At 48.7% G+C, this 17,802-nt stretch carries 10 protein-coding genes and 2 tRNA genes; 3 read left to right on the forward strand and 9 right to left on the reverse strand.

The features are described from left to right. Both N3Z11_RS17550 and N3Z11_RS17555 read right to left on the reverse strand, forming a co-directional pair. Positions 1-73: transfer RNA gene (locus N3Z11_RS17550), tRNA-Val, on the reverse strand. Positions 74-97: 24 nt separating this feature from the next. Next, positions 98-173, reverse strand: a tRNA-Val gene (locus tag N3Z11_RS17555). Between the two features lie 203 nt (positions 174-376). Between N3Z11_RS17555 and gltX the strand changes: the two genes are divergently transcribed. Further along, positions 377-1,789 carry a glutamate--tRNA ligase gene (gene gltX, locus N3Z11_RS17560; protein ID WP_260658502.1) on the forward strand — a complete coding sequence of 471 codons (1,413 nt, stop codon included), beginning with the start codon at positions 377-379 and terminating at the stop codon, positions 1,787-1,789. Positions 1,790-2,042: 253 nt separating this feature from the next. Beyond that, a complete protein-coding gene (locus tag N3Z11_RS17565) occupies positions 2,043-2,933 on the forward strand; it encodes a YdiY family protein (RefSeq protein WP_260658503.1) in 891 nt (296 codons plus the stop codon). A 128-nt stretch (positions 2,934-3,061) separates the two neighbouring features. Here N3Z11_RS17565 and serA read toward each other — a convergent pair whose 3' ends face one another. From serA to N3Z11_RS17590, 5 genes are all read right to left on the reverse strand, one after another. Beyond that, on the reverse strand, positions 3,062-4,288 hold the full coding sequence (gene serA, locus N3Z11_RS17570) for a phosphoglycerate dehydrogenase (RefSeq protein ID WP_260658504.1): 1,227 nt from the start codon (positions 4,286-4,288) through the stop codon (positions 3,062-3,064). A gap of 163 nt (positions 4,289-4,451) precedes the next feature. Continuing rightward, positions 4,452-5,108: a ribose-5-phosphate isomerase RpiA gene (gene rpiA, locus N3Z11_RS17575; protein WP_260658505.1), complete on the reverse strand. Its 657-nt coding sequence runs from the start codon at positions 5,106-5,108 to the stop codon at positions 4,452-4,454. 209 nt (positions 5,109-5,317) lie between these two features. Beyond that, entirely contained in the window at positions 5,318-6,391 is a 1,074-nt protein-coding gene (locus tag N3Z11_RS17580; protein WP_260658506.1) for a calcium/sodium antiporter, read from the reverse strand. Positions 6,392-6,589: 198 nt separating this feature from the next. Next, positions 6,590-8,416 (reverse strand): ABCB family ABC transporter ATP-binding protein/permease, encoded by a 1,827-nt coding sequence (locus tag N3Z11_RS17585; protein WP_409566878.1) that lies wholly within the window; start codon positions 8,414-8,416, stop codon positions 6,590-6,592. 74 nt (positions 8,417-8,490) lie between these two features. Next, complete coding sequence (locus N3Z11_RS17590) at positions 8,491-8,772, reverse strand: pyrimidine/purine nucleoside phosphorylase (RefSeq protein WP_260658507.1); 282 nt, start codon at positions 8,770-8,772, stop codon at positions 8,491-8,493. A 254-nt stretch (positions 8,773-9,026) separates the two neighbouring features. Here N3Z11_RS17590 and N3Z11_RS17595 point away from each other — a divergent pair, with 254 nt between their 5' ends. Further along, a complete protein-coding gene (locus N3Z11_RS17595; protein ID WP_260658508.1) occupies positions 9,027-10,355 on the forward strand; it encodes a sensor domain-containing diguanylate cyclase in 1,329 nt (442 codons plus the stop codon). A gap of 143 nt (positions 10,356-10,498) precedes the next feature. On the opposite strand, the gene N3Z11_RS18070 is transcribed toward N3Z11_RS17595, so the two are convergent. After that, complete coding sequence (locus N3Z11_RS18070; protein WP_313771369.1) at positions 10,499-13,090, reverse strand: S8 family serine peptidase; 2,592 nt, start codon at positions 13,088-13,090, stop codon at positions 10,499-10,501. Positions 13,091-13,719: 629 nt separating this feature from the next. After that, positions 13,720-15,981, reverse strand: coding sequence for an arginine/lysine/ornithine decarboxylase (locus N3Z11_RS17610; RefSeq protein WP_260658509.1), 2,262 nt, complete (start codon positions 15,979-15,981; stop codon positions 13,720-13,722). Between the last annotated feature and the right edge of the window lie 1,821 nt (positions 15,982-17,802).

A 17,802-nucleotide genomic window follows, 5' to 3' on the forward strand; every position in this document is an offset into this window, starting at 1 on the left:
TGGATTGTACTGGGTTCGAACCAGTGACCCCCGCCTTGTAAGGGCGGTGCTCTCCCAGCTGAGCTAACAATCCGCTGGATAATCAATATAAACGTTATGGTGGATTGTACTGGGTTCGAACCAGTGACCCCCGCCTTGTAAGGGCGGTGCTCTCCCAGCTGAGCTAACAATCCGCTGCAACGTTCGGCCGTCATTATAGGGGGCAAGCAAATGCTGTCAATGATATTTTTTCATTTTGCAGCTGTCTGCTGTAAAAGTAGTCATTTTTGCCATTTTACTGATAATTGGCGTGGATCTGTGGCGCAAGAGCAGTGCAAGAGCCGCCCCGGATTGTTACAATAGCGCCATTATTTGTTGCCTCATATCTGGATGTATTATGTCGATTGTTACCCGTTTTGCGCCAAGCCCTACAGGTTATCTGCATGTTGGTGGTGCCCGTACTGCGTTATTCAGCTGGTTATATGCCAGAAAAACCGGTGGTACTTTTATTCTGCGTATTGAAGACACTGACTTAGAGCGTTCAACTCAAGAGTCGGTGGATGCCATTTTAGACGGCATGAATTGGCTGGGACTGGACTGGGATCAGGGCCCGTTTTATCAAACCAAACGTTTTGATTTATACAAAGAAGTGGTGGCTCAACTGCTCGCTGAAGGCAAAGCGTATAAGTGTTTTTGCACAGTGGAAGAAGTGGACGCCATGCGCGAAGCACAAATGGCGGCCGGTGAAAAACCAAAATACAACGGCATGTGGCGTGATCGTACCGACCATCCAACCGACAAACCTTATGTGATCCGGTTTAAAAACCCACAAGAGGGTGTGGTGGTGATTGACGACCTGATCAAAGGCCGCATTGAAGTGGCCAATGCTGAACTGGACGATTTAATTATCGCCCGCAGCGACGGCACGCCAACCTATAACCTTACAGTTGTGGTCGACGACTGGAAAATGGGCGTCACTCACGTGATTCGTGGTGATGACCATGTGAATAACACACCACGTCAGATGAATATTCTGTCGGCACTGGGTGCTGAGCTGCCAAAATACGCTCACGTACCGATGATTTTGGGTGATGACGGTAAACGTTTGTCCAAACGTCATGGTGCTGTTGGCGTGATGCAATATCGCGACAATGGTTACCTGCCACAAGCCTTATTAAATTATCTGGTGCGTTTGGGCTGGTCACATGGAGATCAGGAAATTTTCAGCCTGGACGAGCTGGTAGAAATTTTTGATTTATCTGCCTGTAACCGTGCGCCTTCAGCTTTTAACACTGAAAAACTGCAATGGTTAAACCAGCATTACATCCGCACTCTGCCTGCATCTGAAGTGGCAAAACACTTAGAGTGGCACATTAACGAGCAAAAACTGGATATCAGCCAAGGCCCAAGCCTGGAGCAGCTGATTGCCGTGCAGGGCGAGCGGGTAAAAACCTTAAAAGAGCTGGTGGAAGTAAGCCGCTATTTTTATGAAGACTTCAGTGACTTTGAAGAAAATGCCGCGAAAAAACACTTACGCCCGGTTGCAGCAGAACCACTGCAGGCTGTTGCAGCGCATTTAGCGGCGCTCAGTGACTGGACTGCTGAAACTGTACACGCTGCTATTAACGCTGCGGCCGAAAGTCTGGGTCTTGGCATGGGCAAAGTCGGCATGCCACTTCGTGTTGCGGTCACAGGTGGCGGTAATTCACCTTCGCTGGATGTGACGCTGGTGCTGATTGGCAAAGAGCGTTGTCTGGCCCGTATTGAGCAGGCGCTTGCCTTTATCAAAGCGCGCGGCGACGCTGCTTAAACTGTGCTGAGCGACAAAAAAGCCAGTCGCTGACTGGCTTTTTTATGTTTCAGAGATTGAGCGAAGCGAATTTTTTTAAACTAAAAGAGCAAAGCGAATTTTTTAAACGGAAAGAGCAGAGCTGATTTTCTAGTTAAAAACAGCTGATTTAAAAAGCAATATTTGTATTGCTGGCCTGCAAATGTCAGCAAGCTGTGGTTCAGATGTGGTGGTTAAACTGCACATCTTTGTTTGGATGTAAAAGGAAATGGGTATGTCGTTGCGCATGTGGGGAGCAACTTTGTGGTTGGGTGTGAGTGCCGTTTTTACTGTACCGGCACAGGCTGCAACAGCAGTTTTATTAAATAACGTGGTGGCTTTACCTTATGGTCAGAGCCAGTTGCCGCCAGAGCGGTTAAAGCCGGGGCAAACCTATCAGCAGTTAAAGCAAGTTGATAACTTCGATACTACCGGTGGAGATGATTTTAAACCCTGGGCCGGCGATGTTGAGCTGGGTTTGGTGCTCAGCAGTGGCAATACTGAATCAACCGCTATTCGTGCCAATGCTGAACTGCTGCATGAAATGAAAGATTTCCGGAATAAATACCTGATCCAGACTTTATTACAGCGCAACAGCCAGTTTGATGATGAAACCAATACCAAAACCCGTTACACCACAGGTCAGCGGATCAACCTGGTCGGCCAGAGTAACTATAAGTTCTACCGCAGCGAACACAGTATTTTCGGTCGTGCCGCTTATTTAAATGACCGTTTTGGTGCTTTCCACGAGCAGGCCTCTGTGGCCGCTGGTTATGCCAAAAGGTTGTATGAAGAAGGGGACAGTTACTGGGACTTTGAAACAGGCCCTGGTTTTGCCCATCAGGAAACCTCGGATGGCCAGCGCAGCACAGGTATTATCTGGTTTGTCGCAACGAACCTCGATTACGCCTTTAGCGAAACCAACAGTTTCCGCCAGGCATTGGAATGGTCGGTATCCCTGGATGGCAAAAACTCCAGCTGGCAAAGCCGCAGTGTTTTAACCTCACAAGTCAGCGGTCAGTTGTCGATGCGGTTAAGTTTTGTGATGAAATACGACTCAAGTCCGGGTGAATTCCGTCAGAAAACCGATACTGAAACCTCTGCCACACTGGTGTATTCGTTCTGACACCCTTGTGTTTTTGCAGCATAAAAAAAGGAGCTGATTTCAGCTCCTTTTTACTTTGTTACTTTTTGCTTTGACAACAGTACTGACGATTCAGTGAATGCTCAGTGCAAATAAGTCACCGCGGCAAATTAATGCAACACCCGCGCTTTTAACGTGCCAGGAATGGCTTTCAGTTCATTCAGCGCCAGCTCATGATCCAGGCTGTCGATATCGATCACCACATAACCGATTTCGCTGTTAGTTTGCAGATACTGACCCGAAATGTTGATGCCATGTTTAGCAAAAGCTTCGTTAATTTTGGTCAACATGCCCGGCTGGTTTTTGTGGATATGTAATAAGCGTGAACGGCCTTTGTGCTCTGGCAGTGACACTTCAGGGAAGTTGACGGCAGAGAGGGTAGAGCCATTGTCGGAGTATTTCACCAGTTTACCGGCCACTTCATAACCGATGTTTTCCTGCGCTTCCTGGGTCGAGCCCCCGATATGCGGTGTTAAAATCACATTGTCAAAAGCACGCAGTGGCGATTCAAACTCTTCGTCATTGCCGGTAGGTTCAACCGGGAAGACGTCAATAGCAGCGCCGGCCAGTTTTTTCTCAGCTAAAGCACGGGCTAAAGCGTCAATATCCACCACAGTGCCACGTGAAGCGTTGATCAGAATGGAGCCTGCTTTCATTAAATCCAGTTCAGCTTCGCCAATCATATTTTGGGTTTGTGGGGTTTCAGGGACGTGTAACGTAACAACGTCTGAGGTTTTTAATAAAGTAGATAAATCCACCTGAGTGGCGTTACCCAGCACTAATTTGTCTTCAATATCATAGAATTGCACCCGCATGCCAATGTTCTCGGCCATAATCGACAGCTGAGTGCCGATATGGCCATAACCAATAATACCCAGGGTTTTGCCACGGGCTTCATAAGACTGGGTGGCGGTTTTTTGCCATTCGCCGCGGTGAGCGGCAGCGTTACGTTGCGGAATACCGCGCAACAACATAATAATTTGTCCAAGCACCAGCTCAGCCACTGAGCGGGTATTGGAGAAAGGTGCATTAAAAACCGGAATGGCACGTTTTAACGCCGCGTCTAAATCCACCTGATTGGTGCCGATACAAAAACAACCAATGGCCACCAGTTTACCGGCTTCTTCCAGCACTTTTTCTGTCAGCTGGGTGCGTGAGCGAATACCGATAAAATGCACATCTTTGATTTTTTCAATCAGCTCGGCCTCAGACAAAGAAGTCTTCAGATATTCGATATTGCTATAACCCTGGTTTTTAAAAGTTTGTACTGCACTCTGGTGCAGACCTTCTAATAACAGGATTTTTATTTTGTCTTTTGGCAGTGAGTATTTTCCCATTTTTCCTATCTCTTCAATGTTGCAAAATTTGGTGCAGCACAGGCGCTTTAAATAATTATAAAAAATCAGCGTCCTGCTTATTGTTATCGGGTGGACCCTGTTGTTGCTGCAAAATGCCGGTATTCACGACCGGCATGGTCTGGCTCTGTGATAAAAAGACGTTTCAGGATAACACCTGAGTGCCTTCGGCAGTACCCACCAGCACCAGATTGGCCGGGCGCATGGCAAAAATACCATTACAAACCACGCCGGTGATTTGGTTGATTTGTTGTTCCAGCGCAATAGGATCAACAATCTTTAAATCAAACACATCCAGAATAATATTGCCGTTGTCGGTGACGACTTTGTCACGCCAGACCGGACGGCCGCCAAGTTTGGTGAGCTCTCTTGCCACATAGTTGCGCGCCATTGGAATCACTTCCACCGGCAGCGGGAATTTGCCGAGCACATCTACCTGTTTGCTGGCATCCACAATACAGATAAATTTGTCGGCCACTGCGGCCACAATTTTTTCGCGGGTTAAAGCGGCACCGCCGCCTTTGATCATATGGTGCTGCGGGTTAATTTCGTCCGCACCGTCCACATAAACACTAAAACTGTCGACATCGTTTAAATCCAGTACTTCAATGCCAAGGGCACGCATTTTTTCGGTGGATTGCACTGAGCTCGACACCGCACCTTTGATGTCATTTTTGATGGTGGCTAAAGCGTCGATAAAATGATTGACGGTAGAACCAGTTCCAACACCCACCACTGTGTGGCGTGGCACGTATTCCAGCGCAGCCCAGGCTGCATTTTTTTTCATTTCATCCTGCGTCATTGGTACACCTGAAAGATTTAGCCATAAAGACGGATATTATATCGAAAGGGGGCTGTGACAAAAGCGCAATTTGGCTTGCTGCAGAGAAAAAAAACTCTGCCCCAGGAATAGTGCTGGTACAACCAGTGAGGTGCAGCTATTTTGCGCTGTTTTGGCATTTGGCGCATAAAAAAACGCTTCCGAAGAAGCGTTTTTTAGCAGGAGCTCACTCAGGCGGACTGACGTTTTTTCCGAAAATCCCAAGCCAGGCTCACCAGTACATAAGCGATCACCAGCGGTACCAGGCCATATAAGATGCCGTCCTGTAGTTGTGCCAGGTAAGGTTTTTGTAGCGCAACAGCCACAAGATACCAGGTGTAAGCCACATACAGCACCAGGAACATCGCACCTTCAATCCGGTGTAACACGGCGCCAACAAAAAACAATGGCACACAAAGCGCGGCAACAGCCACCATGACCGGAATATCAATACCTGCCAGTTGTTCGCCAGCCAGCAGCGGCATAGGCGAGGCCAAACCGGACAATCCAAGCACACAGAGGATATTAAAAATATTACTGCCCACCACGTTGCCAACGGCAATATCACGTTCGCCTTTAATGGCAGCAACAATAGAAGTGACCATTTCCGGCATGGAGGTGCCAACCGCCACTATCGTCAGACCAATCACGGCTTCGCTGACGCCCCAGGCACTGGCCAGTTGCACAGCACTGTCAACCAATAAACCTGAGCCGTATACCAGCAAAGCTAAGCCGGCCACTACAAAAAGTGCACTCTGCCAGGCCGGGTGTGGTTGATGCAGCATCTCTTCAACTTCTTCATCAATACACTCCACCCCTTGTTTTTTGCCTTGCCAGAACAAAAACCAGGTGTAAGCGAGTAATCCAACGGCCAGCACTGCAGCTTCAATTTTGTCCAGCGAGCCATCCTGCACCAGCCACATGACCAGCGCAGACAAGGCCACCATAATGGGCACGTCCTGACGGATCAGCTGGCGGGAAATCGCCAGCGGCAGAATAACGGCCGATGCGCCGAGGATCAGCAGAATATTGGCAATATTACTGCCAACCACGTTGGCAATCGCAAGTTCGGCTTCACCGGCAAATGCAGCCTTTACGCTGACAGCCAGCTCAGGTGCACTGGTGCCAAAAGCCACCACAGTTAAACCTATCACCAGGGTCGGAATGCCAAAACTGGCGGCCAGGCGGGCAGCGCCCTTTACCAGTAAATCGGCGCCGACTATCAATAGCACCAGACCTGCGGCTAGTAACAACCAAGTCATCATTGTTTTGTACTCACTCTGTTAAATAAACTGCGCACAGCCTACTGATTTGATGCCAAAAAAACAACGTTTAGCAGCGCTGGTGCTGCTGCTGTTTTCAGCCTGTCCGCACCTGATTAACAACGCCGCAGTTGTTGATGTGATGGCATCTGTTGTGTTGTCTTTTTGGCGACTAATAAAGTTCAGAGCATTGGCAACCGCTTAACCTTCAGTTGTTGTGCTGTGTTGCAGATGTTGTTTTTGCTGCATAGTCCAGAGTCTGGCGTAATAACCGCCAAGCGCCAGCAATTGCTGGTGTTGGCCTTGTTCCACCACTTTGCCTTGATCCAGCACCACAATATTGTCTGCATCTATCACTGTTGATAAACGGTGGGCGATCACCAGCGAGGTATGGCCACTCGCCACTTCACGCATCGCCTGCAAAATGGCGGCTTCACTTTGGGAGTCAAGCGCCGAGGTGGCTTCATCAAACACCAGAATTGGCGAGCGTTTAAGCAGCACCCTGGCAATGGCAATGCGTTGTTTTTCCCCGCCCGATACTTTTAAACCCCTTTCACCCACTATTGTGGCGTCTCCTTGTGGCAGGCTGTTAATAAAGCTGCGTAAATGTGCCATATCAATGGCTTGTTCTATGTCTGCTGCTGTGGCGTTTGGGTTGCCATAAGCAATATTGTCGCGAATGCTGCTGTTAAACAGCACTGTGTCCTGCGGCACTATCGCAATGGCGCGGCGCAGGCTATCGAGCGTCAGTTGTTTGATATCCTGACCATCAAGCAAAATGTGCCCCTGCTGGATGTCGTAAAAACGATATAACAAACGCGCCAATGTGCTTTTGCCGGCGCCTGAGCTGCCGACCACTGCAACTTTCTGGCCCGGCAAAATAGTCAGGGTAAAATCCTGCAAAATAGGTCTTTCAGTCTGATAGCTAAAATGCACGTTTTGAAACTCAATTTTACCTTGTTGCAGTTGCAGCGTTTTGGCATCTGAAGTTTCAACAATGTGCGACTGACGATTCAAAAGCCCCAGCATATTTTCAAGGTCGGTCAGTGCCCTTCGGATCTCCCGGTAAACAAAACCCAAAAAGTTCAGCGGAATAAACAGCTGCAACATATAGGCATTCACCATGGCCACATCACCGAGCGTTAACTCTTTGGTCACGGCGCCCTGTGCTGCCATCAGCATCATCAGCGTAATGGCCGCAGCAATAATCAGTGCCTGCCCTGAGTTTAATAACAGCAGCGACATACGGTTTTTGAGTTTGGCTGTTTCCCATTTTTGTAAAAACTCGTCGTAAATCCGCGCTTCATAAGCTTCGTTATTAAAATATTTAACGGTTTCATAATTGAGCAGACTATCCACAGCACGGCCGTTGGTGGCTGAATCGGCCTGATTGGCGTCGCGGATAAACTGATTACGCCATTCGGTTACCTTCACGGTAAACCAGATATAACAAGCCACAGCAATAGCGGTGATCAGCGCATACCAGAACGAAAACAAACCCCAGAAAATAATAGCCACCAGCACAATTTCCAGCAGCGTCGGCACTATGTTAAACATTAAAAACCGCATTAAAAAACTCAGGCCATTGGTGCCCCGTTCAATATCGCGGCTGATTCCTCCGGTATTACGCTCCAGATGAAAACTCAGCTCCTGCTGATGCAGATGGTTAAAAACTTTCAGGCCAATTTGCCGCATCGCGTGTTCAGTGACCCGGCTAAAGAGTGCATCGCGCACCTCACCAAAAAACACCGAACCAAAACGCATCAGACCATAAGCCAGCAATAACAACAGCGGCAGCACCACCACAGGTTGCAGGCTGCTGTCGAGACTGTCGACTATCAGTTTGAGTAAATAAGGCAATAACAGGGTGGCGGCTTTGGCTGCGACCAAAGCCAGCAAAGCCAAGATAACCCGGCCTTTAAAGGTCAACAGATAAGGCAACATATACCGGATGGTTTGTTGCAGGTTAAATGCCTGTGCCGAACGGCTGGCGTCGGGTCTTTTGGCTGCAGTGCCCATACCACGCATCACATATCCTCTGGCAGGGCTGTATCAGATACGTTAAAACAAGGCCGCTTCCTGAGGTTGGAGCGGCCAGTGATTTAAGCGTAGGTGCACAGATAAGCCGTGTCCTGTGTTACTTTTAACTGAAATTTTTGCTCTGCCGCCACTTCAAAGGATTGGCCGGCACAAAATTGTTGCCAGTCTGACTGGCCCGGTAATTTTACCTTGAGTGCACCGCTGATGATGGTCAAAGTTTCGTGTTGGCTGGTGCCAAATTCATAATCACCAGCTGCCATGACGCCGACTGTGGCAGGAAGCTGTTCACCGGCAAAGGCAATAGAAGTTACTTTACCATCAAAATACTGATTTACTTTAAACATTGATCACTCCAGGCTGGGTTAGGCAAAACAAAACCAGTCCAGTAAAACGGATTTTGGCAGTTTTGCCCAGCAAATTTTAGCTATTTAGATGGCTATTTTGTGCAGCGTACAGGCTCACTGCAGCTAAGATACAGATAACAAAGTAAAATCAGCGCCAATCAACTATGATTGGCCTGTATATTTGCCGGTGCCGCATACAACAATAACAGCAGGGCGACAGGCCGTCGCCGTAGAGGTAAGGGTTTATCATTAGTATGAAAGGTAAACAATATCAGTCGCTTGTAAACTATATCGACTTATTGCTTGATATGGTTTGTGTGGTCGATCAACAAGGACGATTTGTGTTTGTCAGTGCCGGCGTCGAGCAGATCCTCGGTTATCAAAGTGAAGCGCTCAAAGGCAAGCGCATGATTGATTACGTCTGGCCGGAGGACAAAGAAAGAACCCTGCAGCAGGCACAGCGTGTGATGGCGGGCGAGAGTGTCACTCATTTTGAAAACAGATACCGCCATCAGAATGGCCGGCCTGTCTGTTTGTCCTGGTCGGCGCGCTGGTCTGAAACTGACGGGGTGCGGGTGGCTGTAGCCCGTGATATCAGCACCATCAAACAGGCACAGGCGCGACAGCACGCTGTGTACGCTATTTCAGAAGCCGCCCATCAAAGCCGGGATCCGGCGCAGTTATATCAACAAATAGCAGCGACAGTGGCGGCGTTATTGCCGGTGCAGCATTTTATGATAGTGATGCCGGATGAACAGGCCAGGTGGCAATGTATTTTTGCGCAGCAACTGCTGGGCAGCAATGATGTGGTAACGGCTGATATGCCGGATATTCAGGCGCTTTGCAGCGAAGTGGCGCAAAAACAACATGTTCAGCAATGGGAAAAGCACAGCGCTGCCGGTTGGCTTGGTTTACCGCTGCAGGCTGATGCAGAGCTGCAAGGGGTATTGTTATTACATCCGGGGCCGGCTCTTCCTTACAGTGCGGATGACATTGCGTTATTAACTTTTGTCACAGCGCAGATTTCTACAGCCATTGAACGCAAGACCATGCTGGCGCGGCTGGAACAACTGGCACTGCATGACAGTCTGACCGGTCTTGCCAACCGCACCTTATTACAGGACCGGCTGCAGCTGGCGCTGCAAAGAGCAGGGCGTGAACAGCGGCTGCTGGCGCTGTTATATCTGGATCTGGACCGTTTTAAGCAGGTGAACGATACCGTTGGCCATCAGGCCGGCGATTTGTTATTACAACAAACCGCACAACGTATTGTGCGTGCCGTGCGGCAAACCGACACTGTGGCGCGGTTTGGCGGTGATGAATTTGTGATTCTGCTGGAGCAGATTGACCACAGTGCCACTGTATTAAAAATTGCCGAAAAAGTGCGTCAGGCGTTATTGGCGCCTTTTATACTGTCCGGTCAGCAATTTTATGTGTATCCAAGCATCGGTATTGCCATTTACCCTGAACATGGACAGGACAGCCGGCAGTTGTTGTTAAGCTCAGATGGCGCTATGTACATTGCCAAACACAACGGTGGCAATCAGATCAAGCTGGCGGCATCGCCTTCAGCGTCATGCTAATCAGGCAAAGCTCAGGCTGACAGGCCAGATCACTGAGATACCCTATTTTTTGCATAAAAAAGCCCGCTTAAAACAGCGGGCTTTTTATTTACTTTTTTATGGAACAACCACCCGAAGCTCAGATGGTTGTTACCCCTGGACTATTAAGGTCTGTTGATGGTGATCACAGGTGAAGTCCAGGTATCCCAGTGGGCTGCATTGTTTGGATCGCCCAGTGCTTTTAACACTTTCAGTTCCAGTACATAGCTGCCGTTTGGCACTTCTTTCACTTTGCCTTTGCCACCATTGCTGTGGATGCGTGTACCATCCCAGCCAAGGCTGAAGAAGCCGGTGGCTGTGCTGTTACGTGGAATATATTCCTCCACATTGGTTTTATGGAACACAGGGTGTACCGGCATCATATTACCGGCATGCAGAATGTTCATTTCCAGATACTGCGCCTGGTGTTCAAAATGTACCAGGAAGAATGGCATGTCATTGCCTTGCATGCTGAAGCTGCAATCAGCCACACACTTGGTGTAAGAACCGCCGTTCAGTCTGGCCAGCCAAGGGAAACCATTGGCAGTTGGGGTCACAGTCGGAATCGCCTGATAGTCACCGACATAACCGGCAAATGGCACCCGGTACACCTGACCTGCTGTGGTTGGCGTCAGCACAACATAACCACCATACTGGCCATAGGCCGGCGCTGTCGCTGGGGTAATAGTCACGTCGACTGTTGCGCTGCTGCCAGGTGCTACTTCAACAGAAGGGCTGCTAAAGGCAACAGTGGCGTTGCTGGTGGTTGCTGAAGGCGTTACCACACCACCGGTAGATAAGGCATTGACTGAACTCAGGTTATAAGTCACAGCTTCAGTGCCTTTGTTCTGAATGGTCAGACGCTGGGTAAATGGACCTGCTTCACCTTCACCTGTGGCAATTTTGCCTGGCGTAACCAGAGTGGTTGCCTGAATACTGCCGGCAATATCCAGCATACCGGCACCCTGACGATGCACGTTATCCAGGTAGCCTAATGCAGGGGCACCAAACCAGTTTTTCGGGTCGGCACTGTTTTGCAGTATGTCGCGCACCTGGGCAGGCGCAGTGTCAGGTTTAGCCTGCAGTAATAAAGCCACAGAACCTGCCACATGAGGGGAGGACATTGAAGTGCCGCCTAAAGTGGCAAAAGCGCCGCTTTCCAGTGGGTAAGTTGAATAAATATTGCCACCTGGTGCGCCAATATCAGGTTTTAACGCCAGATCAGGTGACAAACCATAAGAGCTGAAGCTGGAGATCAAACCACCTGTTGCAGAAGGGAAGCTGCCGCTGCGATCTGTCCAGGTTAATACCGGGGCTGCCATAGCACGAATGGCATTGCCATCAGCCAAAGAAATACTGACCACAGGTTTGCCATTTGGAATAGGCGCACCCAGGGTGCCACCAAAGGGGCCTGCAACGTTATTAGAAATTAACACCGCTTCAGCACCGGCATTAATGGCATTGGTGGCTTTAATACCAAAAGCACAGCTGCCGCGGGCGGCCAGCGCAATTTTGCCGGTCAGCGAACCTGCAGCGAGCGCTGAGCAGGCTTCACCTACAGGCACAACTTCACCACCGCCTGTGGTTGGAATGGGCGGCGAGAAGGTCATAGGTGCATAACCTATATCCTGACCATTCACTGTGGCTACAGCCTGCATCACATGGCTGTTGTCAAAAGACGCCACACCAATCACATCTTTACCAAGGCCAGGCGCGCCTGCTGAATACAAGCCGCTGGCGCCACTGTTACCAATAGAGGCAACCACCACCATACCTTTGGCGACCATCCGGTCGGCTGCCTGAGCTGTTGGGTACTGTGGCCACTGGAAGGCGGAACCAATACTCATATTTAATACATGCATGCCATCGTTATAAGCACGTTCCATTGCCGCTATCATCACGTCGGCTGTGGTGCTGCCGTTACAGCCAAACACACGGTAAGCACCAAAAGTGACGGCTGGCGCTACCCCTTTGACGGTGCCATTGGCACCGACAATACCGGCAACGTGGGTACCGTGGCCGCCACAGTCATCCGGGTTATTGTCTGGCGTGGTGACAGGGTTGTAGCTTGGGCTGCTGGAATCGGCGTTAAAAGCATCACCAACAAAGTCGTAACCATATTGCACCCGGGCTGTTGGGAAAGTGGTGCTGCCATTGGCGCCGTTACCACCAAAATCAGGGTGATCAATATCAATACCAGTGTCCATCACCGCCACTTTAATGCCGCTGCCGTCCAGCCCCAGGCTGTTTTGCGCAATATTGGCGCCTGTCATCGACAGCGCTGTGGCCATGTCACCAACAATGCCGGTGCCAAGTACATCGGCTTTAGGAGCCTGAATGACTTCCACCGGATAAATAGCTTTTACCCCGGCAATCTGCATTAACTTGGCGCGTTCGCCCGGGCTGATTTCAACAGAAAAACCGTTAAACAGGGTGTCAAAAGCGCGGCGTTCTTTAAAACTTACACCAGCTTCTGCTGCGGCCTGACGAAAGGCAGTTTTTGCTGCCTGCACATTTTTTTTGCTGTTGCCGGATGCTACCGGCTGGCTATTGAGTTCAACAAACCACAGGTTGCCACCTTCAGCTTCAGTGACACTGACGCTGTCGCTGGCCTGAGCCTGACCAAAGCTAAGGCCGACCAGTAAGGCCAGAGCGCTGAGTTTTGTGAGGGTTTTGTGTTGCTGGTTGTGTGAGGTATTGATATGACGCTGATTCAAAGTGCATTCCTCTATTGTTATGTTTTTATCGGCAGACGATGAACCCAACGGACCACAAGAATAGGCGGGTGCCCACTCTTACCTGCTGAGTGCATGAAGCGAAACGCTTGTGCATAAAATAAGCCATTCCCCGAGAATTAGACTTTTATAAAATACAAAACAATAAGTTAGCTGATGCTGATATTTAAAACCCGGGTCAGGCTTGCGCCGAACGAATTAAATTTTGTAAAAAAAACAGACAAATCAATATGTTGCATTTGGTTTTATTTTGTTTTTAATGGGTTAATAAAAGATTAAATTTGAAGCGGATGCCTGGCGGCGTTGCAGAAACAGGCTGCTTTTTTCAGATTGGTGGTAAAAATCGGCCATAAAGCTGGCCAAAAAGCCCGGCAAAAAACCGGCAAAAGGAACGGCAAAAGGAACGGTAAAAAAACGGCTAAAAACCTGGGCAAAGAGGTGGGCAGATAGCCATAAAAGCAGGCCAACAGCCATAGATCCCGGCAAAGAATGCGGGCAGAGCGCATAAAAAAAGGCGCTGTAAACAGCGCCTTTTGGCGAAATAAGTGGCAACTTATTGCAGGACCAGTCAGTGAAGTTGGTCAGCAAACTGTTGAAGTGACCTGGTTTGATCAGGCCACACAGTCCACGTAATACACTTTTTTGCCGTCTACTTCGGTTGATGCCAGGCCGTGAATATAAGTTTCAAAACCTGGGAACTTGCCGTTAAATTCGCGGGCAAATTTTAAGTAACTGACAATAGTGTCGTTAAACACTTCACCCGGCACCAGCAGCGGAATTCCCGGTGGGTAAGGGGTGAGCATCACGGCGGTAATACGGCCTGTTAACTCATCCAGCGGCACCCGTTCAATCTTTTTATGCGCCATTTTGGCAAAAGCATCGGCCGGTTTCATTGCCGGGACCATTTCTGACAGGTACATTTCGGTGGTCAGCTTGGCAATGTTATTGGCGCGGTAAATGTCGTGAATTTGGTCACACAAGTCTTTTAAGCCAATGCGCTCATATTGTGGGAATGCCTGAATAAATTCCGGCAGTACCCGCCATAACGGCGCGTTTTTGTCGTAATCGTCTTTAAACTGCTGCAGTGCTGTCACCATGGTATTCCAGCGGCCTTTGGTAATGCCGATGGTAAACATGATAAAAAAGCTGTACAGGCCGGTTTTTTCAATCACCACACCATGTTCGGCCAGGTATTTGGCAACAATAGCAGCCGGAATACCAGAGTCGGAGAAGTCGCCATCCACATTCAGGCCAGGCGTTAAAATAGTGGCTTTAATAGGATCAAGCAGGTTAAAACCTTCAGCGATAGGGCCAAAACCATGCCAGCTTTCATCGGCGTGTAACATCCAGGAATCACGTTCATCCAGGCCTTCAGCCGTTAAATCATCCGGTCCCCAGACTTTAAACCACCAGTCATCGCCATATTCGTCGTCCACTTTGCGCATAGCACGGCGAAACTCTAAAGCTTCATCCAGCGACTCTTCTACTAAGGCAGTACCGCCCGGTGCTTCCATCATGGCCGCAGCCACGTCACAAGAGGCAATAATGGCGTATTGCGGGCTGGTAGAGGTGTGCATCAGATAAGCTTCGTTAAACAAGTTGGTGTCGAGTTTATTCTGATTGGCGTCCTGCACCAGAATTTGCGAGGCCTGCGAAATACCGGCCAGCAATTTGTGGGTGGACTGAGTAGAGAACACCATGGAGGTGTCACAACGCGGGCGGCCTTCACCAATGGCGTGGTAGTCACCATAAAAATCGTGGAAAGCGGCGTGTGGCAACCAGGCTTCGTCAAAATGCAGGGTTTCGATTTCGCCATCGAGCAAGGACTTAATTTCTTCAACGTTATACAAAATACCGTCATAGGTACTTTGGGTAATGGTCAGCACCCTTGGTTTTACGTCCGGGTTGGTTTTTAACACTTCACGGATAAAAGGGTTGGCTTCCATTTTGCGGCGAATAGTGGCAGGTTCAAACTCGCTGCGTGGAATAGGGCCGATAATGCCGTAATGGTTGCGCGTTGGCATTAAAAACACCGGCAGCGCGCCTGTCATCATAATGGCGTGCAAAATAGATTTATGGCAGTTGCGGTCTACCACCACAATGTCACCCGGTGCTACTGTGCTGTTCCAGACAATTTTGTTCGAGGTTGAAGTGCCGTTGGTGACAAAAAACAAATGGTCGGCGTTAAAAATACGGGCAGCATTGCGCTCAGAGGCCGCAACAGGGCCGGTGTGATCCAGCAATTGGCCCAGTTCATCCACCGCGTTACACACGTCAGCACGCAGCATATTTTCACCAAAAAACTGGTGGAACATACGGCCAACAGGCGACTTTAAAAAGGCAACACCACCAGAGTGGCCCGGGCAGTGCCAGCTGTAAGAGCCGTCCTGGGCGTAGTGGGTGAGGGCGCGGAAAAACGGTGGTGCTAAAGAGTCTAAATAACTTTTGGCTTCGCGGATAATATGGCGCGCCACAAATTCCGGTGTGTCTTCATGCATATGAATAAAACCATGCAGCTCACGCAGAATGTCGTTCGGAATATGGCGGGCAGTGCGGGTTTCGCCGTACAGGTAAATTGGAATATCCGGGTTGCGGTGGCGGATTTGCTCAACAAAACTGCGCAACTGCGCCAGCACCGACTGGCTTTCTTCTTTGCTGCCGCTGCCAAATTCTTCATCGTCTATCGACAAAATAAAACCGGCAGCACGGCTTTGTTGTTGGGCGAATGAGGTTAAATCACCATAACTGGTGTAACCCACCACATCCATACCGGCCTTTTCAATGGCAGACGCCAGTTCGCGAATGCCTGAGCCGCTGGTGTTTTCCGAGCGGAAATCTTCGTCAATAATGACCAGAGGAAAATAAAAACGCATGGTGGTGTTTCCTTAATGAAGGAGCAAAAATAACGGCAACAACAACAGACTAGCAGCTTTGCCAAAGCAAATATCCAGGCTGCATTGCTATGCAGTCCGGCAACAAACTTCAGCTGGGTTTTAGTCTTGTGTACCCCCGGCAGTTCTGGGGCTGAAAAAACCTGCACACCATACCTGAAATCTGAGTTTTTTCCAGTGAAAATCTGCCAAAAATGCTGCTTTTTCTGAAAATGCTGTGCTGGCTGCGATCTGACGCCATTCAGGTCAAAGTTGTGTTGTTGCATATGCTTTATTGTGGCGCTGCCTGCAGCAAAAAGTGCAGGCATCAATATAGATATGTAAATTATCTGACTGGACATGCAAAGCTGGGTATGCAAGCTGGGTATGCCAAAAGTGCAGTTAGAACAGTGCCCTTGCGCTGATGGTTAATGGTATTGCTGCTGCCCATATCCCGCTTTGCAATCAGGTTATTGCGCACATTGCGCGAAAAACTGCGCAGGGCTGAAGCGCAACTATCATCCTGTGATTGCTAGCGCAGCCCGGATGATGGAATTTTGCGAAAAATTCAAGCAACAACCTATTGTGGGCATTACCGCAGCACGACAAGCATTTCGTTAGTTTGCCCTGGTTATAAATATTTTTTGTGAAGACAGCTTAAAGCTGCGCCTCGCTTTGCCTGACATTCTCTGACAAAGCGTTATTTTGCTGTTGTTGAGTATTTAATTGTGTCTTAAAAACCAAAGCCCACCGGTTTCGATGGGCTTTTTGTTTTTTCAATCCTTGCAAATGTACTCTGAGGTTTAGGCACAGTGGTTTATTTGCTTAGATGGGTGTCCTTGTATTTGTGCCTTAAAACCAAAGCCCACCGGTTTCGATGGGCTTTTTGTTTTTTCAATCCTTGCAAATCTACTCTGAGGTTTAGGCACAGTGGTTTATTTGCTTAAATGGGTGTCCTTGTATTTCGTTGAGTATCTAGTTGTGCCTTAAAAACCAAAGCCCACCGGTTTCGATGGGCTTTTTGTTTTTTTAATCCTTGCAAATGTACTCTGAGGTTTAGGTCGAGTGGTTTATTTGCTTAGATGGGTGTCCTTGTATTTTTTTAGGTATCCTTGAAATTTTTTTTAACTTCAATAAATGAGATGGTGATAAGGTACAAGCATACTAGTCCGCCTAAAAATATAATAAACCAAAATAATATTGGATTATTATATTTGCTTATGTATATTGTTTTGGCGTGAATATTTCCGTGTTCAATGCATTTATACATTGCCTGGCCGATAAAGTAAGAGATAAATAATGTTAAAATGCTGGATAAATCAAATTTTATTTTCATCATTTATTTTCCTTTTTCATATCTCTCACAGCAACTCCAAGGACACCCATGCAAACCTGCCCATTCAAACACAGTATTTGCTTAGGTGGGGGTCCTTGTATTTCGGATGCACACTGCTGCCGGTGATCGTTCCTGCGGTATTGGATTCTGCAATCACCGACCCCAAAACGTCCGTGTGTTGATAACGTATGGTATTGCTGCTGCCAATATCCCGCTCTGCAATCAGGTTATTCCCCAAATAGAGCGAAAAACTGCGCAGAGCACAACTCCCAGGACACCCACAACTCCCAGGACACCCACTCAAACCATCTTGACATTAACATTTATTCAACCATAGTAAAACTCTGTCCAGACACGGAACGTCAAGGAAACAGTCATGCCTATGCCCAGAAAAACGCTGGAAAAAGACTCCCAGGACACCCACTCAAACCCATCTTGACATTAACATTTATGCAACCATAGTAAAACTCTATCCCAGACACGGACCG

The organism is Rheinheimera sp. 4Y26, assembly GCF_025245835.1.
In the GTDB taxonomy this organism is placed as follows: domain Bacteria; phylum Pseudomonadota; class Gammaproteobacteria; order Enterobacterales; family Alteromonadaceae; genus Pararheinheimera.